This window comes from Streptomyces sp. CWNU-52B (assembly GCF_047444975.1).
In the GTDB taxonomy this organism is placed as follows: Bacteria; Actinomycetota; Actinomycetes; order Streptomycetales; family Streptomycetaceae; genus Streptomyces.
Map to the genome: position 1 here is coordinate 927,466 of NZ_JBLFJV010000005.1, position 26,584 is coordinate 954,049.

Sequence of the window (26,584 nt, forward strand, 5' to 3'; positions counted from 1 at the left end):
CCGCATGGACATCGTGCTGGTCCACGGAGCGGGCGGTCGCCCCACCACCTGGTCGGAGGTCGAGCCCCTGCTCGCCGGCCTGGGACACCGGACGGTCGCCGTCACCAACCCCCTGACCTCGCTGGACGAGGACGTGGCGCACACCACCGCCGTCATCGAGGAGTTCGCCGAGGAGACGGGCGGACCCCTGCTCCTCGTCGGCCACTCCTACGGGGGCGCGGTCATCACCAACGCGGGGCTGCACCCCGCCGTCCGGGGCCTGGTCTACATCGCGGCCTTCGGCCCCGAGGAGGGCGAGACCGTCAACGGCATCGTCGAACGGTACGAGCCCGCGGAGATCTCGGCGTACATGCGGCGCGGTCCGAACGGGGAGTGGAAGTCGGAGGCGAGCGCGGAGTTCTGGGCCGAGATCGGGCCCGACCTCTCGACCGCGCAACGGGCCGTGGTCGAGGCCGAGGGGCGCAAGGCGGAGAACCTGATCTTCACCCAGCCGACCGGGACACCGGCCTGGCGCACCCTGCCCGCCTGGTACCTCGTCGCCGACGACGACCGCACCCTGCGCCCGGACGCGCAACGCGACATGGCCGCCCGCATGGGGGCCGTCACCGAGCACGTACCGGGCAGCCACTACACCACGCTCGTGCACCCGCGGCGGGTGGCCGACCTCGTCCACATCGCGGCCACGGCCGTGCGCGGCACCCCGTGAGCGGGCCCGCGCCGGCCGCGCCCCGGCAGGAGAGCCCGCCCGCGGTCCTGGAGATCCGCGGGCTGAAGGTCGGTTTCGACGTCCCCGCGGGGCGGCTCCCGGCCGTCGCGGGCGTGGACCTGACCCTGCACCAGGGGGAGATCCTCGCGCTGGTCGGCGAGTCCGGCTCGGGCAAGTCCGCGCTGTCCATGAGCCTGGTCGGACTCAACCGGGGCCCGCGCACCCACATCAGCGGCGAGGTCGCCTTCGGCGGCCGCAACCTGGCCGAGGCGTCCGAGCGCGAACTGCGCTCCGTCCGGGGCAAGGACATCGCCGTCGTCTTCCAGGACGCCCTGGCCGCGCTCAACCCGCTCCACCGGGTCGGCGCCCAGGTCACCGAGATGATGCGCGCCCACCGCAGGATGCCGTACGCGACGGCCATGGACCGGTCCGTCGAACTGCTCGGCGAGGTCGGCATCGCCAACCCCCGCGCGAGTGCCCGCGCCCTGCCCCACCAGCTGTCGGGCGGCATGCGCCAGCGCGTGATGATCGCCATGGGGCTGGCCAACGACCCCGCCGTCCTGATCGCCGACGAACCCACCACGGCCCTGGACGTCACCATCCAGGCACAGGTCCTCTCCGTCCTCCGGCGGGCCGGTGCCGACCACGGCACCGCGGTCCTCCTGATCACCCACGACCTGGGCGTCGTCGCCGAGGTCGCCGACCGGGTCGCCGTGATGTATGCCGGCCGCATCGTCGAGCAGGGCTCGCGCGACGAGGTGCTGTTCAACCCGCAACACCCGTACACCATCGGCCTGTTGGGCTCGGTCCCGCCGATCGACGGACCGATCGCCGACCGGCTGCCGGCCATCCCGGGCAGTCCGCTGACAGGCGTGGACCGCCCCGGCGGCTGCGCGTTCGCGGAGCGCTGCGCCTTCACCGAGGAGGCGTGCGCACGGCAGCCCGAACTGCGCCACCGGCACGGCGGGCCGGGCCACCTCGACGCCTGCGTCCTGACCGACTCCGTACGCAGGGAAGCGCGTGGGGCGGGCCTGGACCTGGTACGCAACGAGAAGGGGCGCTCATGACATCGACGCCGACCACCTCCGCCGCCTCCGCCGCCGAGGACTCCGGTCCGATACCCCCGGCGCCGCCCGGAACCCCGCTCATCCGGGCCGAGAAGCTGCGCGTCGAGTTCCGCGGCCGCTCCGGCGGCAAGGTACGCGCACTGCGTGACGTCGACCTGGAGATCCTGGAGGGCGAGACGCTGGGGCTGGTCGGCGAGTCGGGATGCGGCAAGTCCACCCTGGGCCGGGCCCTGCTGCGGGTCATCGAGTCCGCGTCCGGCACCATCGACTTCCTCGGCCTGAACATCACCCGGCTCAGGGGAACCCGGCTGCGGCGCACCCGGGCCGACCTGCAGATGGTGTTCCAGGACCCGTTCGGCTCGCTCAACCCGCGGCGCAAGGTCGCCGACATCGTCGCCGAACCGCTGCTGCGGGCCCGCGGTATGGGCAGGGCCGAAGCCGCGCCGATCGTGGCCGAGCTGCTCGACCGGGTGGGCCTCGGCGCGGCGGCGGGCCCGCGCAGGCCGCACGAGTTCTCCGGCGGCCAGCGCCAGCGCATCGGCATCGCACGGGCGCTGGCCTCCTCGCCCAAGTTCGTCGTCGCGGACGAGGCGGTCTCCGCACTGGACGTCTCCATCCAGGCACAGGTGCTGAACCTGCTGTCGGACATGGTCCGCGAGCGCGGTCTGACCATGCTGTTCATCTCCCACGACCTGGGCGTCGTGCGGCACATCGCCGACCGCGTGGCCGTCATGTACCTGGGCCAGATCATCGAGGTCGCCTCCCGCGACGACTTCTTCTCCGGACCCGCCCACCCCTATTCCGAAGCCCTGCTGTCCTCGGTTCCGTCGCTGCGTCCCAGCGGACGGCGCGAACGACGGGTCCTGGAGGGCGAACTGCCCGATCCCGCGAACCCGCCCACCGGCTGTCTGTTCCGGACCCGCTGCCCCTTCGCCGAGGACCAGTGCCGTACCCGCATGCCGGAACTGCGGACTGTCGCACCCGGCCGCACCGTGCGCTGCCACCTGCCCCTGGTGGCCGGCCCAGTTGAGAAAGGCGATCCCGCGTGATCATCGACGCGTACAACACCACCCAGGACGTCCGGGGACGGTCGGACTACCTCACCGGCGTCCGCAAGGGGGAGGCGCCGCCGCCGTACACCCCGTTCGAGCCCCGGCGCATCCTGGACCGGATGGACGCCGCAGGGGTCGACCTGGCCATGGTCTGCTCGCTCGCCCAGCGCATCGAGAACGACTTCATCAGCTCCCTGGTCGCCGCCCACCCCGACCGCTTCTTCGGCTTCGGGCAGGTCCTGCCGCAGGCCGACGACGCCGTCGAGGAGATCGACCGCATGGCCGACGCAGGCCTGGTCGGCCTCAAGCTCCACCCCAGCCTGCACGGCTACCACGTCGCCGACCACGGCCTGCTCGACCCGCTGTTCGAGGCCTGCGCGCGACGCGGACTCATGGTGCTGATCAACGCCCTGGACGACTCCTTCTGCGCCCCGCTGTCCATCGAGGAGATCGCCCGCGACCACCCTCAGGTCCCCACGATCATCGCCCACATGGGCGCGGTGTGGAACGTGCCCGAAGCGATCATCGTCGCCGAACGGCAGCCCCATGTGTACCTGGAGACCTCGGCGACGCTGATGAGCGACGTCAAGCGGGCCTACGCCCGGCTCGGGCCGGAGAAGATCCTCCTGGGCAGCGAGTGGCCGGGATCCGACTTCGACCTGGAGCGCATGAAGATCGCGAAGGCGATCCCGGACGACAAGGACCGCGCGCTCGTCGAGGGCGGCAACATGGCCCGTCTGCTCGGAATCGGCGCGTGAGCACCGCACCGCCCGACGCGCCGCGGCCCCGCGCCGCCGTCACGCGGGTCACCGTGCCCGCCGCGATGAGCGACGAGGACGCCGAACTGCTCACCACCGCGCAGGAGGTGCTCGCCCGCGTCTGGCGCGACGGCCGGCACGAGGTCGCGTCCGCGGTCCGCACCGCCGACGGCGCCGTGCACACCGGAGTCCACCTCGAAGGGTCCTGCCGGCGCAGCTCCGTCTGCGCCGAGGGCGTCGCCCTGGGAGCGGCCCGCGGGGCGTACCCCGGCGGACGGCCGCTCGACGTCACCTCGGTCGTCTCCGTCCAGATCAAGCCCGCCGGGCGGTTCCGGGTGATCGCGCCGTGCGGCGTGTGCCGGGAACTCATCAGCGACTACAGCCCGGACGCGACGGTCTGGATCACCACGGTCGAGGACGACGAGGTCGTCCCGGTCCGCGCCCTCGACCTGCTGCCGGACAAGAGCCGGCGCGTGTGGTGACGCCCGGCCACGCACTCGGCCGCCGGGCCCGGCAGCGCGCCTGACCCCGAGTCGGGCCGCGACGACGAAGGAAACACCATGACCCCAGCGGAGACCGCGCCCCCGGCGCAGAAGGAAACACCATGACACCCGCCGTCCCCGTACCTCCCGGACAGCCGTCCGTCCCCACCGGCCTGGACGTTCCCGCGCTCGCCGCCGAACTCGGCGGCAGCGGAGTCCCGGTGCGCTGGGAGGAACTCACCTGGCAGCAGGCGGAGTCCACCGCCGCCGCACGCGACGCCGTGATCATCCCCGTCGGCGCCACCGAACAGCACGGCCCGCACCTGCCGCTGGCCGTCGACACCCTCATCTGCCGCGCCGTCGCCCTCGGCGTCTCCGCGCTCACCGGCGTCCCCGTGGTGCCGCCGCTCAGCTTCGGCGTCTCCGCCTCCCACGGCGACTTCGGCGGCACGGTGGCGCTGCGCCCGGAGACCATGATCGCCGTGGTCGAGGACGTCATCGAGTCCCTGTACGCCTCCGGGGTACGGCAGTTCATCCTGCTCAACGGGCACATCTGGAACAACGGCGCCCTCGACGTGTCGGCGGAGAAGCTCCGGGTGCGCCACCGCGACGCCCGCGTACGGGCCCTGGGCTACGTGACGATGTACCCCGGCCCCGAGGTCGACGGCCATGTCCGGTACGGCCGGGCACTGATGCACGCCAACTTCTTCGAGACCTCGGTCATGCTCCACCTCCACCCCGAACTCGTGACGATGGAGAAGGCCACCTCGCACCTCGACGTGGACTCCTTCTGGGACTACCGGATGGACCAGGTCAGCGAGACCGGCGTCTGGGGCCGCGACGTGGCCGACGCCGACGCGAAGCACGGCGGCGAGGAGTTCGACCGCTGCCTGCTCACCACCGCCCGCGCCGTGTCGGCCGCCGTGGGCGAACCCTGGCCCGACCCGACTCACCGTCCCGGCCCGACCCACCGTCCTGGAGCCACCACGTGAAGATCTACGACATCACCCTGCCCATCCACCCCGAGATGCTGCACTGGGGACGCAAGCCCGAGGTCGAGGTCGTCGAGTCCCTCTCCCACGGCGACGCCTCCAACGTCACCCGCTGGCGGCTCGGCGCCCACACCGGAACCCACGTCGACGCGCCGGCCCACTTCCGTGACGGCGCCACCCCCATCGACGAGGTGTCCCTGCACGCGCTGGTCGGGCCCGCCCTGGTCATCGACCTCACCCACGTCGAGGGAGACGTGGAGCCGCACCACCTGGAAGAGGGCGGGGCGGCCGGGCACACCCGCGTCCTGCTCAAGACCTCCAACTCCGCGGGCCCCCTCAAGGAGACCGAACGCGCCCCGCAGTGGGTGGGCCTCTCCCCGAAGGCCGCCGACTGGCTGATCGCGCACGAGGTCGCCCTCATCGGGATCGACTACCTCACCATCGAGAGCCACCACCGCACCGACACCTGGGACGTCCACCACTCGCTGCTGGGCGCCGGCGTGCTCATCCTGGAGAACGCGGACCTCGACCGAGTACCCGCCGGTATCTACGATCTGGCGTGTCTGCCCACCAAGCTGGTCGGCGCGGACGGCTCCTTCGCCCGCGCCATCCTCACCACCCGGGACTGACCGTGGCCACGCTCGCGATCGCCGCGCCCCATCCCGCCGCCGTCGAGGCGGCGCGCCAGGTGACCGCCGACGGCGGCGGCCTCATCGACGCGGCACTCGCTGCCGCCGCCGCGCTCACGGTGGCCTACCCGCACCAGTGCTCCGTCGGCGGCGACCTCGTCGCCCTGGTCCGCCACGCCGCGCACGGCAGGGTCCGCTCGGTGCTCTCGGCGGGAGCCGCCGCGGCGGCCACCGACCCGGCGCCGCTGCGGGCGGCGGGGGACCGGATGCCGCCCGGCGGCCCGCACACGGTGACGGTCCCCGGAGTGGTCGCCGGCTGGGCCGAACTCGCCCGCCTCGGGGCGCGCCTGCCGCTCGCCCGGATCCTCGCGCCGGCCGTCGCCCTGGCCGACGGCGGCGTCCCGGTGAGCGAGGGCCTCGCGCGGGCGATCCGCAACCGCCTCGACGTCGTACGGGCCGACCCGGGGCTGTCGGCGCTGCTGCTGGACAGGACAGGAGCGCCGCTGTCCGTCGGGGACCCCTTGGTCCAGCCGGCACTCGCCGCGACCCTGGCGGAACTCTCCGACGACTGGCGCCACTTCTACACCGGGCCGACCGCCCGGCGCCTGGTGGCGGGGCTGCGCGAGCGCGGCAGTCTGCTCGACGCGGCGGACTTCGCGGGCCACCGGGCGGAGAACACCGCTCCGCTGAGTGCGACCGAGGACGGCGTCACCTGGTGGGTGGCGCCGCCGCCCAGCCAGGGCGCCTCACTGCTGGCCGTACTCGGACGCGGGAGCGACGCGGTGACCGCCGCCCGGCGGGCGGAGCTGAGCCGGGACGCGCTCCTCGGCGACCCCCGGTCCGGCGCCGTGGACCTCGACGGACTGCTGCTGCGCACGGAGCGCGACGTCGCCGCCCTGCCCTCCGGTCCGAGACCGGCCGGGGACACGGTCGCCGTCACCGCCGTCGACGACCAGGGCAACGCGGTGTCCCTGATCCAGAGCGTGTTCCAGAGCTTCGGCTCCGGTATCGCCGACCCGGCCACCGGCGTCGTACTCCACAACCGCGGCTCGGCGTTCAGCCTGGACCCGGCCCATCCCGGGGCGCTGCGGCCCGGTGCGCGGCCCCCGCACACCCTGTGCCCGGCGCTCGCCACGGCTCCGGGACGCGTCGTGGCCCTGGGCTGCCAGGGCGGCAGGGCCCAGGCGTGGATCCTGTCCCAGGTGGCCGAGGACCTGCTCGACGCCCCCGACCCGGAAGCCGTACTGGCCCGCCCCCGGTGGGTCATCGGCTCCCGCGACCTGGGCCGCCCGCACCCCACCCTCGTCCGGGAGCCCGGCACCCCGGACGCCGAGCACCTGACCGCTGCCGCGCGCCGTCTGGGCCTGGAGGTCGCCGAGGCACCGGGGCCGCACGACGAGGCGGGCCATGTGCAGACGGCCCGGCTGCGCGGCGGTGAGGTCGACGCGGCGAGCGACCCCAGGGCGGACGGCACGACAGCCGTCCTCACGGGGTCCGCGCGCGGACGGCCGACCCGGAACCCGTAGGAGCGCACGGCGGCCTTCGCCGCGTTCGGACGCCTCAGCGGCGCCGCGGCACCTGGCGGGACGCCCCGGCCCGGCCCCTCCCGCGGGCCGGGCCGGGGCGTTCGCTCAGGCGCAGTAGTTCGTGCCGCTGAAGTCCCAGAACGCGTCCTTGGTCGCCGGTCCGGCCAGCCCGTCGACGACGAGCTTGTAGTGGCCGCCGTCGTAGTTGCCGATCCAGTTCAGGAAGCGCTGCAGCCCCTTGATGGTGTTGGGTCCGACGATTCCGTCGATGGAGTCGTCGTAGTAGCCGAGGTCCTTGAACAGTCTCTGCGCGGCCTTCCAGCTGTTGGTGCCCAGCTGTCCGTCGATCGTGCCGGGGTCGTACTTGCTGCCCACGTTGCGCAGGTAGCACTGCCAGTGCTTGGCCCGGGTGGTGTTGAGTCCCAGGTTCACCACCGCGAGCGGCGCGAGCTCGGCGCTCGCCGCCTGCCGCTGTGCGGACGTGGGGGCCGCCGTGGCCGTGGCCGCGGTGGCCAGGCCGCCGGCGGCGATGCCGATCGCGGCGGTGGCACCGACGAGTGCCTTCGTGAGAGCTCGCATGCTGTTCCCCTCCGTTGACGTGCGATGAACTGACCGACCACACCGGCCGGTTCCGCGACGAGACCGCGGCTCCGGCGCGAACTCCGGCCGCGGTCGGCCCCGAAGTGGTCTCGTCCCGGGACCGGCCTCGTCCATGGACTCTAGGGTCGTCGTGGGCTTCGGACTGTGGCATGCGTGCAGGGAGCTTTGTCAGTCGTGCACCGCTCGGGAACCGTCCGTGTCGCGAGGGGCGGCTCGTGGGGGAACGGGCCGAGGCGTGGTCAGGCCGGCCCTGCTCCTGCGAACCGCAGGGTGACGCGGACGCCGCCGTCGTCGCCGGGCTCGGCCGTCAGGACGGCGTCGTGGGCCTCCGCGATGGACCGGGCGATGGAGAGGCCGAGACCGTGTCCGGTGGTGCCGACCCGGTCCTGGGCGAGACGGCGGAACGGCTCGAACAGAGCGGGGATCTGCTCGGCGGACACCGGGGCGCCGGTGTTGGTCACGGTCACGGTGCGCCCTTCGAGCCGTACGCGGACCCGGCCGCCGGGGCGGTTGTACTGGACCGCGTTGCGGATGAGGTTGGTCAGCAGATGCCGAAGCAGCACGGGGTCGCCGAGCACCGGCAGCGGGGCCTTCGCCGAGAGGCTGATGCGCACCCTCTCGTGCGCCGCCGGTGCGGCGAGTTCGGCGGTCACGGTCCGGGCGGTGGTCAACAGGTCCACGCCGACGGTCTCCTCCAGGCCGCGGTCGCTGCGGGCCAGCAGGAGCAGGGCGTCGACGAGCTGTTCGGCTTCCCGGTTGACCGTGAGCAGGTCTTCGCGGACTTCCGCGAGGCCCTCGGGCAGCGGGTCGGCGAGGCCGACCTGGAGGCTGGTGCGCTGGACGGCGAGGGGGGTGCGCAGTTCGTGAGAGGCGTTGGCGATGAAGCGCCGCTGGCTCTCGAAGGACTTCTCCAGCCGTTCGAGCATGGTGTCGAAGGTGTCGGCGAGGCGCTGGAGTTCGTCGTCGGGGCCGGTGAGCGCCAGCCGTTGATGCAGGTTCTGTTCGCTGATGCGACGGGCCGCCTCGGTCATCGAGGTGACCGGCCGCAGGGCCCGGCCCGCCAGCCACCAGCCGAGCAGTCCGGCCAGCAGCGCCATGACCAGCAGTCCGACCGCCGACCAGAGCACCGTCTGACGCAGCGCGGTGTCCTGGACGGCCTGCACGGTCCAGTCGATCTTCCGGATCATGGCGCCGTCGCCCTCGTCCCTGCCCTGGGCCGGCCGGGGGTTGCCGGTGGGGCGGGTCCGGTGGAACGGACCTTGACGACTCGTCGACACGTTGTCGTACTTGATGTCGATTCCCTGGACCTGCTGGGCCGTTCCATGGCGCGCGAGGAGCACCACGAAGGCGAGCAGCGCCACGCCTGCGAGCAGGAACAGGGCACAGATGGCCGAGGCCAGCCGGGCTCGGAAGGGGAGTCTGCCGAGAAGCGCCCGCGGGGTCAGTCGCACAGGCGGTATCCCTGTCCCTTGTCGGCGGTGATGAGGCCCGGGTCGCCGAGTTTGCCGCGCAGCCGGCTGACGGTGGCCCGGACCGCGCTGGTGCGCGGGTCGAGGTTCTCGTCCCAGAGGGTGCGGACGATCTCGCGGTGCGGCACCGCCTCGCCGCGGGCCTGGAGCAGCAGGTGCAGGACCGCGAACTCCTTGGGGGTCAGCTCCAGCGGGCGGCCGTCCACGGACACCTCGCGCCGCGTCCGGTCCAGGGCGATCCCGCCCTGCCGCAGGACGGTTCGCGGGGGCTGCGGTGCCCTGCGGCTCAACGCCCTGATGCGGGCCACCAGTTCGGCGAAGTCGAAGGGTTTGGCCAGGTAGTCGTCCGCGCCGAGCGTGGTGAGCCCGTAGACCTTGTCGGTGATCTCGCCGGCCGCCGTGAGCATCAGGATGCGCGGCGGGTCGGCGAGGTCGCGCAGCCGCCTGCACACCTCGTCACCGGTCATGACCGGCAGATCACGGTCGAGGACCAGCACGTCGTAGTCGGTGAGCAGACATCTCCGCTCGGCCTCGTCCCCCGTGGCGGCGATGTCGACGGCCATCGCCTGACGGCGCAGACCCGTGGCGATCGTACGGGCGAGCACGCGATGGTCCTCGGCTATCAGCACTCTCATCGCCTCATGAAACCAAGAACACGATTGCAACGGCATAAGCGCTGCGTCACAAGCGGTGCGGCACACGGCATCCCGCACGGGCACCCCTTATGCCGCTGTAACACCCTTATCCAGCTGCACGGTGCGCCCTGGTCTCCTCGTCGTCATGAACTTCGTCAAGCGCGCCGGGATGAGCCTGCGTGCCAGGAAAGCCAGGACCGCCGCGCTGTCGGGGATCTTCGCCGTCATCTGCACCCTGCTCCTGGGCGGCTTCCTGCTGCAGGAGGCCGCCGCGAGCCAGGAGGCGGACGCCCGGCGCACGATCGGTGTCGACGTGACGATCAGGGGCAAGGCACTCACCCCGGCGCTCGCCGACCGCCTCGGCGGGTCGGCGCCGGTGAACCGGTACAACCCGCGGCTGCCGGGCCAGGCCGTGCCCCGTGGCATCGAGCCGGTGGAGTCCGATCTGCCCGAGCCCGGCGGCACCAGGCCGGGGGACCGCCCTGAGCGCTTCCTGGCGGTGGAGGGCGTACGGGACTCCAGCATGCTGCTGCCCTTCTCCTACGGATCGACCAGAATCACGGCCGGGCGCGGGATCACCCCCGAGGACAGCGGCCGGCGGGTGGCCGTCGTCGAGCGGCGCCTGGCCGAGAGGAACGGCCTCACGCCCGGCGACACCGTCCGCGTCCGGTCCGCCGACGGGCGACGCACCCTGGCGCTGACCGTCGTCGGCGTCTTCCGGGACCCGACACGGGACCCGCGGAGCTGGGCGCCCCCGCACGAGCTGCCCGGCAACACGCTGTACACACCGGTACGCGTCGTCCAGCAGCTGAGTCCCGGCACGGCGGCGGCGCTCAGCGAGGCGGTCTTCAAGATCGGCTCACCGGACCGGGCCGAGCGCCTGCACACCGAGGCGGAGCGGCTGCTGGGCGCGGGAGCCTTCGACTTCCGCGTCAACGACAGGGCGTACCGGGACCAGGTCCGCCCGATCCAGCGGGTCGGTTCGTTCGCCGGACTGATCGTGTGGGTGATCGCCCTGGCCGGGGCGGCGATCCTGGCGCTGATCGTGATGCTCCAGGTACGGGAGCGGCGTGACGAGCTCGGGGTGCTGCTGGCGATGGGCGAGAGGCGGCACCGGCTCATCGGCCAGCACGTCGTGGAGGTGGTGGCCGTGGCCCTGCCCGCCGTCGTGGTCGCGGGGCTGGCCTGCCAGGTCGCCGGCCAGGAGCTGGGCGACGCCCTGCTGAGCCCCCGGCAGCACGAGCTCGTCGCGGCGGCCGGCGTACCGAGCGCCACGGTCGCCCCGCCCACGGTGAGCGTCGGGCCCGTGCTCCTCGGCAAGGTCGCCGGCATCGGCCTGGGCATCTGTCTGGTCGCCACCGCCGTCCCCGGGATCGGGATCCTCCGCCTGCACCCCCGCTCCATCCTCACCCGCGACGCATAGCCACCGAAAGAGAGAGCCGATCTTCATGAACTTCGTCAAACGCGCGGGGCTCAGTCTCTGGGCCCGCAAGGGCCGGACCCTGATCACCCTCGCCGCCTTCCTCGTCATCTCCGTGATGGTGCTGGCCGGCGTACTGATCGACGACGCGACGGCCCAGGCCGAACAGAAGGCCGAGAACTCCGTCGGCGCCGAGGTCACCCTGGACATGGACATGGACGGGCTGAAGGACGGCGGAGGCGGTGCCGGTGGCCTCCAGGCTCCGCAGATCGCCGCCTCGACCGTCGACGAACTCGGAGCCCTGCCGCAGGTCCAGAAATACAGCTACTCCATGTGGGACCGGGTCATCCTCAAGAAGGGCACCGAACTCGTCACCGACGGGGCGGCGAACCCCATGGGCCCCGGTGGCACCGCCGGGATCGGCGTTCTCGACTCCAGCCTGCTGTCCGACTTCCGCAGCGGCAGGTTCACCCTGCTGTCCGGCCGCCACCTGACAGCCGCCGACCAGGACAAGAACCGGTTGCTGATCGAGGAGCGGCTGGCCCGCAAGAACGGCCTGGAGGTGGGCGCCGAGATCACCCTGGGCGCCAACGAGGGGAAAGCCACAGCGGACTTCACCGTGGCGGGCGTCTACCGCGATCCGCGCCCCGCCTCCGAACCCGAACCGGAGTACGGCATCAACCCGGCTGACATGCTGTACGGGACCGTGGGCGACCTCGCCCGGCTCAGCTCCGGCACCGACGGACCCCTTCAGGTGAGCAAGGCGACCTTCCTGCTCCAGGGCGCCGACGACCTGGGCCGCTTCAAGGACGAGGCCGGACGGGTCGCCGGCTCCGCGCTCGACGGATTCGCTCTGGACACCAACAGCAAGGCCGTCCAGCAGATGACGGGCCCCCTCAAGAGCATCCGGTCCACCGCCACGATCGCCATGTGGCTGACCGGCGTCGCGGGCGCCGCCGTCCTCGCCCTCCTGGTCGATCTCGCCGTGAAGCAGCGCCGCAAGGAGTACGGCGTCCTGCTGGCCATGGGCGAGCGGAAGGGCAGGCTCATCGCCCAACAGGCCCTGGAGATCATGGTGGTCGCAGCCTTCGCCGTCGGACTGAGTTCGCTGTTCGCCCAGAGCCTCACGCAGAGCGCCGGTCAGGCGCTGCTCGGGCAGGAAGCCGCCGATGCCCGGCGCGAACTCGACTCCTGGCAGGCCCCGCCGCCCGGCAGCACCGGCCTGGACCAGGGCATCGACCCGAACGACAAGCCCGTGGAGAACGCCGACCCCGTCGACACGATCACCGTCCGCCTGGACCGGGCCGACCTCGCCGCTGTCGGAGGCGTCGGCCTCGGCATCGCCCTGCTGGCCACCGCCGTCCCCGCCGCGTCCGTACTGCGGCTCAGCCCCCGCACCATCCTCACGAAGGGCAAGTGACCCCCGCCATGAGCCACTCCACCGCCACTCCGACCGGTCCCGTCCTGCGACTCGACGGCATCAGCCACACCTACGCCGGCGGGCGCCGCAGTACCACCGTCCTCAAGAACATCGACTGCGCCTTCGAACGCGGCACGTTCTCCACCATCCTGGGTCCCTCCGGCAGCGGGAAGACGACGCTGCTCAGCCTCGCCAGCGGTCTGGACACCCCCACCCGGGGCACCGTCGCCTTCGACGGCCGGGACCTGACCGAACTCGGCCTGGGGCGCTACCGCAACAAACACGCCGCCACGATCTTCCAGGAGTACAACCTCCTCACCTACATGACCGCCCTCCAGAACGTCACCACCGCCATGGAGATCACCGGCGTCAAACCCACGACGGGAAGCCGCAGGGCACGGGCCCTGCAACTCCTGGAACACGTGGGGCTGGACAGGGCCACGGCCACCCGGAACGTCCTGCAGCTCTCCGGCGGCCAGCGGCAACGCGTCGCCATCGCCCGCGCGGTCGCCTGTGACGTCGACATCCTCTTCGCCGACGAACCCACCGGCAACCTCGACGAGGACACCGCACAGGGCATCATCGACACCTTCCGCGAACTCGCCCACGAACAGGGCAAATGCGTGGTCGTCGTCACCCACTCCGTACTGCTGAGCGACCAGTCCGACCGCGTCCTCACGCTGCGCAAGGGGAAGCTGACGGAGAAGGCCACCACGAACTGACGGCACACAGGACCCAACTGCCGCGTACCCACGGCCCGTTGTCAGTGGCGCCGGTTAGTCTCCGGGACGACACGGATCACTGGCCGGTCGCCCCGACCGCGCGCAGTGACTTGGACGATCGTGAGGAACCACCATGGACCCTGTCTTCGCCGATTTCGCGACCCGGCCCGCCGAGCTGTCGAACGCCGTCGTTCGCCGGCACCGCTGCGCGGTGGCCCCGTCCTACGTGGTGGTCGCGGCCGGCGGCTTCCTCAAGGTGGACTTCCATGTGCCGGACGGCGAGGAGACCACCGAGGCCGAGCTGCGCATGTCGGTGCTCGGCACGGCCGCGCCGATCGACGCCTGGGTGAACGACGAGCCGCTGGCCAAGGGCTTCCTGCTGCCCGGCGCCGAAGGCCCCGACACCGTACGGGAGTACGTGCTGACCGTGCCCGGCACGGCGCTGCGGCCGGGTGCCAACGTCCTGGCGGTCCACAACGCCGACGACGGGGACGAGGGCGTGCTCCGGCTGCGGACCGTCGCGCTGGACGGTGCCGAACAGGACGGCCGGGCACCGCGCGGCGCCGGGCACGACGCGGGCGGACGATCCGTGTGGACCTTCACCACCGAGCGCCGCCGCCTCGGAGGCTCGGCCTGGCAGCCGGCGGCGGATCTGCGCCTCCTGCTCGACCGGAGCGAGACGCACGACGCCGCGGCGGAGCGGGAGCCCGTGACCCGGCTGGCCTGGCGCGGCACCACGGGAGCGGAGTCCTCCGTGGCGTTCCACACCGACCTGTCGGGGTTCCACGGCCACTTCAGGGACGCCGACGGTTCCCTCGGTGAACTGCGCGGCACGCTCACCGGCCGGCTGCCTCACACCGGGGGCGCCGCCGAGCGGCACTTCACCACCGAGGAGGCGCACGACGGAGTGTGGAGCCCGGCCGGGCGGCTGCGGCTGCTGCTCGACGACGGCGGCGCCCCGGTGGAGCGGGTCACGTGGAGCGACCGCCGGGGCGCCGCCACCTCGCTCTCCCTGCTCACCGCGGCCGTGGTGGGACAGGTCCCGGTGTCCGGTGAGCGGCGCGACATCACCGACCTGGTCTCCCAGGTGTGGGCCAGCGAGGAGTTCGCGGAGTTCGGCGAGGTCGCGGAGAACCTGCTGAAGTCGCACAGCAAGTGGCTCGCCCACGAGCAGGACCCCGAGCTGAGCTTCACCTTCGACCTGCCCGTCACGGTGAGCGCCTACAGCCTGACCTCCGCCAACGACGCCCCCGACCGCGACCCGGCGGTCTGGGTGCTGGAGGGCTCGTCCGACGGCCGCGCCTGGACACAGCTGGACTCCCGGGAGGGCGAGGTCTTCCACGGGCGCTACCAGACCAAGGAGTTCGTGCTCGCCCGCTCCGAGGCCCACCGGCACTACCGCCTGCGGATCGCCACCAACCGCGGTGCGGACGAGACCCAGCTGAACGCGGTGCGCTTCTTCGACGGCGGCGCCGAGGCCGCGGCACCCGGCGACTGCGACTTCGTCGGCTACCGCCAGGACGCGGGCGCGGAGCCCGTGGGATACCGCGGGACGAGGGTCCCCGCGCCCGTGTCCGGCAAGGACGAGGAGAGCGGCGCCGGCACCGGGGAACTGCTCGCGGCGGACTTCTCGGACACCGCCCGCAACCTCCAGGACGCCGCACGCCTGCTGGAGCAGCTGACCCGGTACCTGCGCCCCTGACGGCGCCCCAGCCCCGACACCGCCTCTCGGACGCCGGCACCGGGCACCGGGGCGCGACACGGCGGCTCAGCGAAGGCCAGGACCGGCGGGCACGTCCCGCAGGCGCTCTCCGGAGACGGCGTCCCGTACGCCCTCTCCGGAAGCGGCCTTCTCACGGTAGTGGTGCGGGGCGGCCCCCGTGACCCGGCGGAACACCCGGCTGAAGTACGCGCGGTCCCGGAAACCCACCGCCCGCGCCACGCTCTGCACGCTGTCGTCGCTCGACCGCAGACGCTCCGCCGCCCGCCGGATCCGCAGCCGGGTCAGGTACTCCCACACCGTCAGGCCGTACCGCTGCTGGAACAGCTTGCCGAGGTGGTCGGGGCTGACACCGGCGGCCTGCGCCACCTGCCAGCGGGAGATCGGCCGGCGCCAGTGCTCGTAGAGGAAGATCAGCGCCTCGTCGAGGACGTCCCTGGTGCGCGGGGGTAATCGGGTGTCGTGGCCCGCCAGTCCGCGCACGAGCGCGGCCGCCTCGTGCGGCGCGAACACACCCATGTCCAGCAGGAGCAGCGCCGGATGCTGGCGTCCGCGCCGCGCGTCCGCCGCCGTCATGCCCTCGTGGTCGGCGATGACGACGGGGCACAGCGCCCGGCCCGTGCCGTCGTGCAGCCGGTCCACCACGTCGAGCGCCTGCAGATCCGGCAGCGCCCGCTCCAGCAGCACCAGCCGGGGAGTCTCCTCCGCGACCAGCGCCAGCAGCGTCGTCGCGTCGGCGCAGACCCGCGCCGGATGGTCCGGCAGAGCCGTCTCGGCCAGCCGGCGCAGCGCCTCCCGGGACTCCGCCGAGCCGGCCGCGACGATCACCGGCTCGGCGAACCCGTCGGGCCGCAGCGCGCGCAGGACCCCCGGCAGATCGGTGCCGTCGGCGCCGAACAGCATGAACGGCGTGTGGCGCAGGGCCGGATGGTCGTGCAGCCGCTGCACCGCACGCCACTCCTGGGGCCGGTCGGGCTGGGCGTCCCACACGACGGCTCCGGGCGTGCGCCGCGCGACCGAGGGCATGGGATCGTGCGCGGCGTCGGGCCGCAGTACCCGAAGACCGTGGCGGGCGGCGTGCTCGGTCACGTCCGCGCCCGGCTCCCCGGGAGTGACGACGAGCAGCGAGGCGTCGCCGGCGTCGGCCAGGTGCGCCTGCCCGCCCGGGGAGGGCAGCGGGACGTCCAGGACGTACAGGGCCCGGCCCGCGCTGTCGGAGACGGTCAGCGCGCCGCCGTGCATCATGGCCAGCCGCCTGGCCGTGGTCACCCCGACGTCCAGGAGCTGTCCGGGGCGCGGGAACGACGCGCGGGCATCCGGTACGGCGACCGTGATCCGCACCCCGGCCGGGCCGAGGGCGGCCGTGACCCGGGGCGGTGCGTCCTTCGCGCGGCCCGCCGCCGAGACCAGCACGTTGTACAGGATCTGCTGGAGCCGCGCCTCGTCCACCCAGACCGAGGGGAGCCGGGCCGGCAGCCCGAGCTGCCACCCGGGGCCCGCGGGCAGGGCGGAGGCCGCCGTCGCACACGCCCGGGAGAGCACGGGCAACGGGTCCATGAGCCGCCTGGTCAGCAGGAGATCACCGGCCTCCGAACGCGCGAGGTCGAGGAGGTTCTCCATGAGGTGCAGCACGCGCACGGCGTCCCTGCGGACCTCCATGAGCGCCTCCGCCGGGTCCCCTGAGCGGTGCAGCATGGCCTCCACCGGCGTACGCAACTCGTCGGTGACGTGCGTCAGCAGCCGGTTCTGGAACCTGCTGGCCTGCTCCGCGGCGTCCCGTGCGCGCCGCACCTCGTCGAAGAGCCCGATGCCCTTCAGCGCGGCGCTGATCTGGTCGCCCAGCTCCCGGTAGAGCGCTCCGTCGTGGTACGCGGCCCGCGTGTCGGTCGCCTCGAACACGGCCACGCCCAGGTGCTCCTCTCCGATGTGCAGGGGTTCGAGGACCAGCGTGAACCGGCCCCCGCGCGGCAGCAGGGAGTCGGGAAGCAGCAGCGCCGAGGAGAACGCGGGACCCCCGAGCGGCCCGGCCCCCGCGGATCCCCGGCCCGCCTCCGCCCGCGCGAGCAGCGGGCGCGCCATCCCGGGAGCCGCCGGTCCTGAGGCGTCGGTGTCGCGGTCGTACAGAACGATCCGGCAGTGCGGGACCCCCGACTGGCCCAGATGCCGCTCCAGCACGTCCGAGAGCCCCTCCAGGTCCACGACCGTGGTCAGCGCGGTTCCGAACTCCCGCAGTCTGCGGGCCCGTTGGGTCTGCGACCAGCGCTCGTACTCCAGGAGCGCGCGCGACCGCTCGGCCACCAGGAGCCGGGCCTGCCCGAACAGGACCTCGCCGGCCCGGCGCAGCGGACCCGGCAGCGCGTCGACGACACCGCGCCGGGCGCCCTCCAACGCCTGGTGCCACCGGTCGACCTCGGCCTGGGTCCCGGCGCTGCCGCGCAACAGCCGCTCGACCAGCGGGAGGAAGTCCCCGGGCAGGACGTCCCCGCTCGCCGCCCCGGGGCCGTCACCGCTCGCCGGGGTGTACGGATCACCGTCGCCGCGCGTGAGTTCGGCACGGAAGGCCGTGGCCAGGCGGGAACCTCCGGAGGGCAGCACACCGTCCACCGCGTGCCAGCCCTCGGGGCGCGGCGCGGCGGCCGGCGCCGGGACGACGGGGGAGGGCCGGTACGACGTCGGATAGGGGCACCCGCAGGAGCGGCGCGGAACCAGCGTGGCGGGGATGGTGGTGCGGTCCGGCGGGCGGGTGCCGCGCAGCCGGGCGACGAGCGTGTCCACGGCGAGCGCGCCCAGTTCCTCGAACGGCAGCGCCACGGAGGTGAGGGGCGGGTCGCCGAGACGGGCCTCGGGCGAGTCGTTGAAGCCGACCACGGCCACGTCCTCGGGGACCCGGATGCCGCGTTCGGTGAGGTGGCGCAGTGCTCCCGCGGCGAGGACGTCGCTGCAGGCCAGCACCACGTCGAAGTCGACGCCCGGGGTCAGCCCGCGGGCGTCGAGGAGCACCTGCATCGCCGAGGCGCCGGCCGCCGCGGCGAAGTCGACCGCGGCGCCCACGTGTTCGTGCCGGATGCCGTGATGGCGCAGGGCGTCGACACAGGCGCGGTAACGCTCCTCGGAGACCGGATTGGCGAGCGGGCCGTGGATGCAGGCCGGCTTTCTGCGGCCGTGCCGGCCGACGAGATGCCCGACCAGTTTGCGCATCCCCGCGTGGGAGTCGATCGACAGCACGTCGGTCTGGTCGCTGAGCGGCTGGTTGAGGCTGACCAGCGGCAGATGGGAGAGCCTGCGCAGCAGACGGCGCGCCCGGGGCCCCGCCGACGGCAGGCCCAGGGTCGAGCTCCAGCAGACGACACCGTCGAGCCGCGCGGGGCCGACGAGTTCGTACAGCTCGCTGCGGGCCACGTCGCCGTGGCGGATGTTGCCGCCGGGGAAGCAGATCAGATCGACGTCGTTGCGTTCGGCGGCGGCGCAGGCCCCGGACCAGAGGGTCGAGCCGACGCCCAGATGAATGTTGGCGGTGAGCAGGCCGACGGTCAGCGGCCGGTTCGGCCGGACCGGACCCTGCGACGTGCCGCCCGCGATGCCCTGAACCGGGTCCATCGGCGCCCCCTCGTCCGGCGTGCGTCGGGGTGCCCCGGGGGCTGCGGTGCCGACGAGGCCCAGGGAAACGTAGGGGAGGTCGTGCCGCGGGGCAAGACCGGTGACACGTCGGTCACCGGCCCTGCCCCGTGCCGTGCTGTTCTGCCGTGGTCCGTGCGGTGTCGTGCTGCGCTGTGCGGAGGGCGCGGGTCAGATCTTGCCGACGCCCGCACCGGCGGTGACGCTCGCCTTGACGGTGGACGCCGACTGCGCGGTGTAGCTGTACGGGATCGACGCCACGGAACCGCCGGTCTGTCCCGCGGTGGAGTTCGACAGGTAGTTGTTCTTCGCCACCAGCGAACCCGCGCTGGAGCTGGCCTCACCGAGGTGGTACGTGTCGTCGGTGTTCTCGAAGTAGTTCGACTCCACCAGGACGCCCGCGTTCTCGGTGGACGCCACACCGTAGGAGCCGATGTTGCTGAAGTAGTTGTTCAGCACGTGGACCGGGTTGCCGAAGCGGACCCGCGGGTTGCGCTGGTTGGTGCCGTCGAACCAGTTGTGGTCGTAGGTCACCTTCAGCTTGCCGGTGTCCTCGCTGCCGTTGTCGTCGGAGTGACCGAGCAGCATGTTCTTGTCCTGGTTGTGGGTGCGGTTCCAGGACACCGTGATGTTCGTCGAGGCCCGCTTGATGTCGACGGCCCCGTCGTACGCGGACTGGATGTCGTTGTGATCGATCCAGACCTTCGTCGAGTACTGGACGTTGATGGCGTCGTCGTTGGACCCGGAGAACGACAGGTTCTGGATGATCACGTTGTTCACGCTCGCGACGTTGAGTCCGCTGCCGGTGATCTTGCCTGCGGTCCCGACGCCGACGATCGTCTTGTTCGACGCGACCTTCGTCATCTCCGTCAGCGCGATGGTGCCGTTGACGCGGACGGTCTGAGTGGTGCTGCTCTGCACCGCGGTCTTGAAGGCGGAGGCGCTGGTGACGGTCACCGTGCTGCCGCCGGCTCCGCCGGTGGTGCCGGCCCCGAAACCGATGGGAGCGGCGGCAGCGGCAACCGCCGGCTCCGACCGGGCGTCGGTGGAACCGCTCGCCGTGGTGGCTCCGATCACGGCCAGTGCGACGGCACTCGCCGCCGCGGCTCCGGTCAGGGTGAACCGTGCGCTCGTCCTGCGCATGTGGATCTCCGTCCGTGGGGTTTTGGAGAAGTGACGTACCTGTGCGGGTACTACGCCGGGGCCGCGCGGTCGGCTCGCTGCGAGACTAGAGCGACGGGTGTGGACAATGACGTGCCGTGTGTGGACTATTGCGTGCTGCTCACCCGTGCTGCCTCTGGGACACGGCACGGGCACGGGTGGAGCCGTGGCCGGTGCGCCACCCGCGTGCGACGCCGCCGGCCCGGCCTCAGGAGCACTCGACCCCCAAATGAGTTGAGAGCCGGCCGCATCCTTGTTAGAAACGAGGGCTGGTCATCGGGTGGCCACGTGGGACGAGGGCGGTGCGTGGCGTGGCACGGGCGACGACCGGAGACGGTACGGGTCCCAGCGGCTCACGGCGCTGGCCGCTCCTGGTGGCGCTGGCGATCGACGCGGTGGGCACCGGCCTGTATCTGCCGCTGTCGCTCCTGTACTTCGTGAAGGTCACCGACCTGGGCCTGGCGGCCCTCGGTGTGCTCGTCAGCGTGACCACCGCGGTGACCCTCCCGGTGCCGCTGCTCATCGGCCGGCTCGTCGACCGGTTCGGACCGCGCCTGGTGGTGGCCGCGGGGCAGGCACTGCAAGGGGTCGGCTTCCTGCTCTACCTGACGGTCACCGGGGCGACCTCCCTGGTGGCCGCCGTCCTGGTGACCACGCTCGGCCTGCGCGTCTACTGGTCGTCGGTCTTCACCCTCGTCGCCGACCGGGCGGACGCCGAGGCGGCGAGCGAGGACGGGGCGGACGCCAAGGAGCAGTGGTTCGCGCGGACCGGGATGATCCGGGAAGCGGGCGCCGGCGGTGGGGCGCTGCTCACCGGCGCGGTGCTCGCCGTCGACTCCGCGCGCGTCTACGAGGGGCTGATCCTCGGCAGCGCACTGGCCTTCCTGACCGCCGCCCTGGTGGTCGTCGTCGCGGTGCCCTCCACCCCGCACGCCCCGCCGCCGCCCGGGGCCCACGTCGGCCACCGGGCGCTCCTGCGGGACCGGCCCTACCTCGCGCTGATCGGGACCTGCACGCTCTTCGCCCTGTGCAGCACGTTCCTCTCGCTGGCGCTGCCCGTCTACATCGTCGAGGGCCTGTCGGGACCCGACTGGCTGGCCGGCCCCCTGCTGGCCCTCAACACCCTGCTGCTGGCCACCTGCACGGCCGCGGTCTCCTGGTTCGTACGGCGCCGCTGGACCCGTACCCGCGCCATGGCGTGGGCCGGCGGACTGTGGGCGCTGTGGTGCGCCGCGTCGGCGGCGGCCGTTCTCGTCCCCTCCGGGACCCTGGCGCCGTTCCTGGTGGCGGCGGTGGTGTGCTACTCCCTGGCGGAGATGGTGTACGGGCCCGCGTCGAACGCCCTCTCCGCGGCGGCGGCACCGGACGGTTCGCGAGGCACCTACCTGGCGGCGTTCCAGTACTCCTTCGCTCTCGCCAACATCCTCGCGCCCAGCCTGTTCGGCCTGCTCTTCAGCCAGGACCGCCTGCTGCCCTGGCTCGCCGTGGGCCTGCTCGCCGCACTGGGTTCGGCACTGATGCTGCGCCTGGAGCACCGGCTGCCGCAGGAGCACCGCACGGTGCGGCACAGGGGGCACCAGGGACACCAGGAGGGCGCCCCGGACGCGGTACCGGAAAACTCCCCCTGAGCGGCGGCCCGGCCTTGGCTAATCTGCACGGGTGACCACCGAACTCGTCCTCCTGCCGCGCGTCTCCTGCCGCGGACAGGAGATCACCGCGCCCCGGCTCCGTGGTCTCCTCGCGCTCCTCGCGGGCGACCTGCGCACCGGCTGCAGCACCGAGCGGCTGGTGGCCGGGCTGTGGCCGGACCGGCTGCCGGAACGGCCGGGCAAGGCGGTGCAGGTCCTCGTGTCCAGGGCGCGGGCGCAGTTGGGCGCCGACGTCGTCACCAGCACGCCGACCGGCTACCGGCTCGCTCTCGCCGAGGACCAGGTCGACAGCTCCGCCCTGCTGCTGCACGCGGCCGCGAGCGCGGACCGGGCCAGGGCCGGGGACCACGCGGGGTCGCTGGCCGCCGCCGAGGCGGGCCTCGCGCTGTGGGCGGGCACCCCCGACGAGGCCGGCGACAGCGACGACCCCGTGGCCGCGCTGCGCGCCGAGCGCGCCCCCGTCCACGACGCGCTGGTACGCGCGCGGGCGCTCGCGCTCGCCCGCCTCGGACGGCACACGGAGGCCGCCGGACCACTGGCCGCGGCCGCCGCGCGGCGACCACGCGACGAGGAGCTGCTCGCCGAACTGCTGCGCGGCGAGGCGGCCACGGGGGGACCGTCCACCGCGCTGACGCGCTACGAGGCGTACCGCCGTGAACTGCGCGACGCACTCGGTACCGACCCGGGCACCGGACTCAAGGCCGTCCACGAGGAACTGCTGCGCGGCGAGGCGCCCGTGACCCGGCACGGCGTACCGCACGAACCGAACCCGCTGCTCGGCCGGGACGACGACCTCGCGGCGGTGGAGCACCTGCTGCGGACCTCCCGCGCCGTCACCGTCGTCGGCCCCGGCGGCCTCGGCAAGACCCGGCTCGCCCACGCCGTCGGCCGCCGGGCCGAGCACCGCCTGGTGCACGTCGTGCCGCTCGCCGGCGTCACCGCGGACGAGGACGTGGCCGCGGAGGTGGCCTACGCGCTCGGCGCGGGCGAGGGCCGCCCCGGCTCCGTGAGCGGCCACGCCAAGGCCGACCCGGTGTCCGGCATCCTCGCCGCGCTCGGCTCCGGGTCCGCCCTGCTGGTCCTCGACAACTGCGAGCAGGTCGTCCGGGGCGCCGCCGATCTCGTACAGGCCCTGGTCTCGTCCGCCAAGGACCTCCGGGTGCTCGCCACCAGCAGGGCACCGCTGGGCCTCAGTTCGGAGGCGGTGTACGCCCTGCCGGAACTCGGCCTCGCCACCTCGGTCGAGCTGTTCACCCAACGGGCCAGGGCCGCCCGGAGCGGCGTACTGCTGCCGCCCGACGCGGTCGCCGAACTCTGCGGCCACCTCGACGGGCTGCCGCTCGCCGTGGAACTCGCCGCGGCGCGGGTGCGCGTCCTGTCGGTCGCGGAGATCGCCCGCCGCCTCGGCGACCGGTTCGCGCTGCTGCGCGGCGGGGCGCGGGACGCGCCGGAACGCCACCGCACCCTGCACGCCGTCGTCGACTGGAGCTGGAACCTGCTCGCCGAGGACGCGAGAGAGGCGCTGCGCCTCCTGTCCGTCTTCCCCGGCGGTTTCTGCGGCGAGGCGGCGGAGCGGGTGCTGGGCGAGGACGCCCTGTCCCTGCTGGAGCAACTGGCCGACCAGTCGCTGCTGACCGTCGCCGACACCCCGGCCGGTGTGCGCCTGCGCATGCTGGAGACCGTACGGGAGTTCAGCGCGGCCCGGCGCGCGGAGGCGGGCCAGGACGAGGAGGCGGTCGGCCGGTTCCTCGCCTGGGCCCGGGACTTCGGGGTCACCCACCACGACTGGTTCTTCGGCTCCGAACCCCTGGCGGTCTGGGAGCGGATCAGGACCGAGCAGGACAACCTCGTGGCGGCCCTGCGCCACGCCCTGGCCCGTACGGACCACCCCACCATCGCCGCCCTCACCGCCGTCCTCGCCGCCCTGTGGTCCACCGGCTCCAGCTACCCCCGCCTCACCGCCCTCGCCGCGGACACCGGCCCGCCGCTGTCGCACTACCACCCCGAACCCGAGTACGTCGAAGTCGCCCGCGCCGCCGCCGTGTTGTGCACGGCCAGCCTGTTCATGGGCTACGGCCCGCACGTCGTACGCCAGCTCGTCACCCTCCGCCGGCTGCCCCCGGCCCCGCCGGACACGCTGCTGCGCGCCGTCGCGGTGGTGCTGAGCGCGGTCCCCGAGATGATCCCGCCCGACTACGCCGTGCTGCGGGAGCTCTGCGACAGCGAGCAGCCGCTGCTCGCCGGCATCGCCGAGTGCGTCGCCACCTACGTCTGGGAGTCCGAGCACGACATCGACCGCGCGCTCGCCTCGGCCCGCCGGGTGATCACCGCCCTGACACCCGTCGACAACCCGTTCCTGGGAGTCATGGGCCACGCCCGGCTGGGCGAGCTGTGCCTGCAGACGGAGCGGGGCGACGACGCGTACGTCCATCTCAAGGCGGCGCTCGACGTGCTGCCGCGACTCGGTGACGAACAGGACGCCATCGGGGTGCGCTGGGGCCTCGTGCTGGCCTGTCTGCAGCGTGGCGACCCCGACGAGGCCGAGTACTGGCTGCGGCAGGCGGAGGGCGACGACGTCCCGCGGGACGAAGACGTCTACAGCCCCGACTTCGGCGGCCGGGCCGAGATCGCCCTCGCCCGCGGGCTGACGGAGGTCGGACTCGGCCTGTGGCGCCGCAACCTGGAGCGGCTGCCCGAGGCCGGTCCGACGCACGACGACGACCCCTTCTACGACCGGTGGGTGCTGCAGATCCAGGCGACGGCGGTGACGGCGCACGCGTACGCCGACCGGCTCGGACTCGTCACGCAGGTGGTCGACCGGCTGCGGCGGCGACTGCGGACCCTGCTCCGCGGTCCGGCCCGCTCGCCCCTGGAACTCCCCGTGTACGGGACCGGGTTGCACGCGCTCGGCATGGCCGGACTCGTGTCGGGGGACGCCTCCGCCGCGCGGATGATCGCGCTGGCCGAACGGCTGCGGGTGCTGCGCGACTTCCAGCCGACGATGTCGGCGGACCGCGCCCGGCAGGCGGTCGGGGCCGCCGGGAACGCCGCGGGGGCGGCCTACGCCGACGCGGTGTCGGAGTACGCCGCCCTGGAGCGGGACGAGCTGCGGGACGCGGCCCGCGCCGTCCTGTCGGTCACTTCGGGTCGCGGTTGAACAACGATGTCGACCAGCGGTAGCCGAGCACGGTCAGACCGACGCACCAGGCCACGGCGATCCACCCGTCGTTGCCGATCTCGGTGCCCAGCAGCAGGCCGCGCAGGGTCTCGATGGCCGGCGTGAACGGCTGGTACTCCGCGATCGGCTGGAACCAGCCCGGCATCGTGTCGGCCGGGATGAAGGCGCTCGAGATGAGCGGCAGGAGGATCAGCGGCAGGGCCATGTTGCTGGCCGCCTCGGGGTTCGGGCTGGCCATGCCCATCCCGACCGCGATCCAGGTGAGGGCCAGCGAGAACAGCGCGAGCAGCAGGAACGCCGCCAGCCACTCCAGGACCGTGGCGTCCGTCGAGCGGAAGCCGATGGCCACGGCGACGACCCCGACGAGGACCAGACTGGCGAGCACCTGGAGCACACTGCCGAGCACGTGTCCGATGAGCACCGACCCGCGGTAGACGGCCATCGTGCGGAAGCGGGCGATGAGGCCCTGGGTCATGTCCATCGAGACGGACACCGCGGCCCCGATCACGGTGCTGCCGATGGTCATCATCAGGATGCCCGGGACGACATAGGCGATGTACTCGGCACGATCGGCTCCGCCGCCACCGATGCCGGCGCTCATCACGTCGCCGAAGATGTAGACGAAGAGCAGCAGCAGGACGATCGGCGTGAGCAGCAGGTTGAGGGTCATGGACGGGTAGCGCAGCGCGTGCAGCACGGTGCGGCGCAGCATCGTGTTCGAGTCGCGGACGGCCAGGCTGAGGGCGCTCATCGGACGTTCTCCTTGGGCTGGTTCGGCTGGTTCAGCTGCTGCGGCTGGTGGGGCAGGCCGGGGACGCCGGCGCCGGTACCGCCGGTCAGGGCGAAGAACACGTCGTCGAGGTCGGGGGTGTGCACGGTGAGCTCGTCCGCCTCGATCCCGGTCGAGTCCAGCCAGTCGAGGATGGCGCGCAGTTCGCGCTGACTCCCGTCGCTGGGGATCTGCAGGGCCAGCGTCTCGTCGTCCCTGGTGACCTCGCGCAGAGCGCAGGCGGCACTCTGGTACGCGTCCGGGTCGGTGAAGCGCAGCCGCACATGCCCGCCCGGGACCAGCCGCTTCAGCTCCTCGGCGGTGCCCTGCGCGGCGAACCTGCCCTCGCTCAGCACGGCGATCCGGTCGGCGAGCTGGTCGGCCTCCTCCAGGTACTGGGTGGTGAGGAAGACGGTGACGCCCCCGGAGACCAGCGCCCGGATGATCCCCCACATGGTGTGGCGGGCGCGCGGGTCGAGCCCGGTGGTCGGCTCGTCGAGGAAGATGATCCGCGGGCCGCCCACCAGGGTCATGGCGAGGTCGAGGCGGCGTTTCATGCCGCCGGAGTAGGTGGAGACGGGCTTCTTCGCGGCTTCCACCAGGTCGAAGCGCTCAAGGAGTTCGGCGGCGGTGCGGCGGCCCTCATCGCGGGGGAGGTGGTGCAGGTCCGCCATGAGGAGCATGTTCTCCTCGCCGGTGATCAGACCGTCGACGGCGGAGAACTGCCCGGTGACCCCGATCGCGGCGCGCACCGCCTGCGGATCGGTGGCCAGGTTATGGCCGCCGACCCACAGGTCACCGGCGTCGGCGGTGACGAGGGTGGAGAGGATCTTGACGGCGGTGGTCTTGCCCGCGCCGTTCGGGCCGAGCAGGGCGAAGACCGTGCCGGCCGGTACCTCCAGGTCGATGCCGTCGAGGACCGTCCTGTCCCCGTAGGCCTTCCGCAGCCCCTTGGCCACGACGGCGAGTGAGTGCGAAGTCGTTGTCGTCATGCCGCAGAGGCTGCGGCAGGAC

At 73.0% G+C, this 26,584-nt stretch carries 21 protein-coding genes; 14 read left to right on the forward strand and 7 right to left on the reverse strand.

Annotated features, from left to right (window positions below):
• Nucleotides 1-4 precede the first annotated feature (4 nt).
• The 8 genes from ACLVWQ_RS07040 to ACLVWQ_RS07075 all read left to right on the forward strand — a co-directional run bounded on the left by ACLVWQ_RS07040 (nucleotide 5) and on the right by ACLVWQ_RS07075 (nucleotide 7,212).
• A complete protein-coding gene (locus tag ACLVWQ_RS07040; protein ID WP_414107296.1) occupies nucleotides 5-706 on the forward strand; it encodes an alpha/beta hydrolase in 702 nt (233 codons plus the stop codon).
• On the forward strand, nucleotides 703-1,773 hold the full coding sequence (locus ACLVWQ_RS07045) for an ABC transporter ATP-binding protein (RefSeq protein WP_414107297.1): 1,071 nt from the start codon (nucleotides 703-705) through the stop codon (nucleotides 1,771-1,773). The genes ACLVWQ_RS07040 and ACLVWQ_RS07045 overlap by 4 nt, the downstream gene beginning before the upstream one ends.
• Nucleotides 1,770-2,822, forward strand: a complete 1,053-nt coding sequence (locus ACLVWQ_RS07050; RefSeq protein ID WP_414107298.1) for an ABC transporter ATP-binding protein — start codon at nucleotides 1,770-1,772, stop codon at nucleotides 2,820-2,822. The genes ACLVWQ_RS07045 and ACLVWQ_RS07050 overlap by 4 nt, the downstream gene beginning before the upstream one ends.
• Entirely contained in the window at nucleotides 2,819-3,583 is a 765-nt protein-coding gene (locus ACLVWQ_RS07055; RefSeq protein ID WP_414107299.1) for an amidohydrolase family protein, read from the forward strand. The genes ACLVWQ_RS07050 and ACLVWQ_RS07055 overlap by 4 nt, the downstream gene beginning before the upstream one ends.
• Nucleotides 3,580-4,065: a cytidine deaminase gene (locus ACLVWQ_RS07060; protein ID WP_414107300.1), complete on the forward strand. Its 486-nt coding sequence runs from the start codon at nucleotides 3,580-3,582 to the stop codon at nucleotides 4,063-4,065. The genes ACLVWQ_RS07055 and ACLVWQ_RS07060 overlap by 4 nt, the downstream gene beginning before the upstream one ends.
• 122 nt (nucleotides 4,066-4,187) lie before the next feature.
• The gene (locus ACLVWQ_RS07065) at nucleotides 4,188-5,057 is read left to right on the forward strand and encodes a creatininase family protein (RefSeq protein ID WP_414107301.1); all 870 of its coding nucleotides are present in this window, start codon (nucleotides 4,188-4,190) and stop codon (nucleotides 5,055-5,057) included.
• A complete protein-coding gene (locus ACLVWQ_RS07070) occupies nucleotides 5,054-5,686 on the forward strand; it encodes a cyclase family protein (RefSeq protein ID WP_414107302.1) in 633 nt (210 codons plus the stop codon). The genes ACLVWQ_RS07065 and ACLVWQ_RS07070 overlap by 4 nt, the downstream gene beginning before the upstream one ends.
• 2 nt (nucleotides 5,687-5,688) lie before the next feature.
• Nucleotides 5,689-7,212, forward strand: a complete 1,524-nt coding sequence (locus ACLVWQ_RS07075; RefSeq protein WP_414107303.1) for a gamma-glutamyltransferase — start codon at nucleotides 5,689-5,691, stop codon at nucleotides 7,210-7,212.
• A gap of 105 nt (nucleotides 7,213-7,317) precedes the next feature.
• On the opposite strand, the gene ACLVWQ_RS07080 is transcribed toward ACLVWQ_RS07075, so the two are convergent.
• From ACLVWQ_RS07080 to ACLVWQ_RS07090, 3 genes are all read right to left on the reverse strand, one after another.
• Nucleotides 7,318-7,791, reverse strand: coding sequence for a peptidoglycan-binding domain-containing protein (locus ACLVWQ_RS07080; RefSeq protein WP_414107304.1), 474 nt, complete (start codon nucleotides 7,789-7,791; stop codon nucleotides 7,318-7,320).
• Between the two features lie 260 nt (nucleotides 7,792-8,051).
• Nucleotides 8,052-9,263, reverse strand: a complete 1,212-nt coding sequence (locus ACLVWQ_RS07085) for an ATP-binding protein (protein WP_414107305.1) — start codon at nucleotides 9,261-9,263, stop codon at nucleotides 8,052-8,054.
• Nucleotides 9,254-9,916, reverse strand: a complete 663-nt coding sequence (locus ACLVWQ_RS07090; protein WP_414107307.1) for a response regulator transcription factor — start codon at nucleotides 9,914-9,916, stop codon at nucleotides 9,254-9,256. The genes ACLVWQ_RS07085 and ACLVWQ_RS07090 overlap by 10 nt, the downstream gene beginning before the upstream one ends.
• Nucleotides 9,917-10,061: 145 nt before the next feature.
• Between ACLVWQ_RS07090 and ACLVWQ_RS07095 the strand changes: the two genes are divergently transcribed.
• From ACLVWQ_RS07095 to ACLVWQ_RS07110, 4 genes are all read left to right on the forward strand, one after another.
• Nucleotides 10,062-11,339, forward strand: coding sequence for an FtsX-like permease family protein (locus ACLVWQ_RS07095; protein ID WP_414107308.1), 1,278 nt, complete (start codon nucleotides 10,062-10,064; stop codon nucleotides 11,337-11,339).
• A gap of 25 nt (nucleotides 11,340-11,364) precedes the next feature.
• Complete coding sequence (locus ACLVWQ_RS07100) at nucleotides 11,365-12,756, forward strand: ABC transporter permease (protein ID WP_414107309.1); 1,392 nt, start codon at nucleotides 11,365-11,367, stop codon at nucleotides 12,754-12,756.
• An 8-nt stretch (nucleotides 12,757-12,764) separates the two neighbouring features.
• The gene (locus ACLVWQ_RS07105) at nucleotides 12,765-13,478 is read left to right on the forward strand and encodes an ABC transporter ATP-binding protein (protein WP_414107310.1); all 714 of its coding nucleotides are present in this window, start codon (nucleotides 12,765-12,767) and stop codon (nucleotides 13,476-13,478) included.
• A gap of 133 nt (nucleotides 13,479-13,611) precedes the next feature.
• Entirely contained in the window at nucleotides 13,612-15,180 is a 1,569-nt protein-coding gene (locus ACLVWQ_RS07110) for an alpha-1,2-mannosidase (RefSeq protein WP_414107311.1), read from the forward strand.
• Between the two features lie 66 nt (nucleotides 15,181-15,246).
• Here the strand turns inward: ACLVWQ_RS07110 and ACLVWQ_RS07115 are convergent, their stop codons facing one another.
• Together ACLVWQ_RS07115 and ACLVWQ_RS07120 are read right to left on the reverse strand one after the other, a co-directional pair.
• On the reverse strand, nucleotides 15,247-18,795 hold the full coding sequence (locus ACLVWQ_RS07115; RefSeq protein WP_414107312.1) for a substrate-binding domain-containing protein: 3,549 nt from the start codon (nucleotides 18,793-18,795) through the stop codon (nucleotides 15,247-15,249).
• A 189-nt stretch (nucleotides 18,796-18,984) separates the two neighbouring features.
• On the reverse strand, nucleotides 18,985-19,956 hold the full coding sequence (locus tag ACLVWQ_RS07120) for a pectate lyase family protein (RefSeq protein WP_414107313.1): 972 nt from the start codon (nucleotides 19,954-19,956) through the stop codon (nucleotides 18,985-18,987).
• Between the two features lie 329 nt (nucleotides 19,957-20,285).
• Between ACLVWQ_RS07120 and ACLVWQ_RS07125 the strand changes: the two genes are divergently transcribed.
• On the forward strand, nucleotides 20,286-21,602 hold the full coding sequence (locus tag ACLVWQ_RS07125; protein ID WP_414107314.1) for an MFS transporter: 1,317 nt from the start codon (nucleotides 20,286-20,288) through the stop codon (nucleotides 21,600-21,602).
• 31 nt (nucleotides 21,603-21,633) lie between these two features.
• Nucleotides 21,634-24,780, forward strand: a complete 3,147-nt coding sequence (locus tag ACLVWQ_RS07130; protein ID WP_414107315.1) for an ATP-binding protein — start codon at nucleotides 21,634-21,636, stop codon at nucleotides 24,778-24,780.
• Here the strand turns inward: ACLVWQ_RS07130 and ACLVWQ_RS07135 are convergent.
• Both ACLVWQ_RS07135 and ACLVWQ_RS07140 read right to left on the reverse strand, forming a co-directional pair.
• A complete protein-coding gene (locus tag ACLVWQ_RS07135) occupies nucleotides 24,761-25,552 on the reverse strand; it encodes an ABC transporter permease (protein WP_414107316.1) in 792 nt (263 codons plus the stop codon). The two genes, ACLVWQ_RS07130 and ACLVWQ_RS07135, sit on opposite strands and share 20 nt — an antisense overlap.
• Nucleotides 25,549-26,562 (reverse strand): ATP-binding cassette domain-containing protein, encoded by a 1,014-nt coding sequence (locus ACLVWQ_RS07140; protein ID WP_414107317.1) that lies wholly within the window; start codon nucleotides 26,560-26,562, stop codon nucleotides 25,549-25,551. Before ACLVWQ_RS07140 ends, ACLVWQ_RS07135 begins: the two co-directional genes overlap by 4 nt.
• Nucleotides 26,563-26,584: the final 22 nt, after the last annotated feature.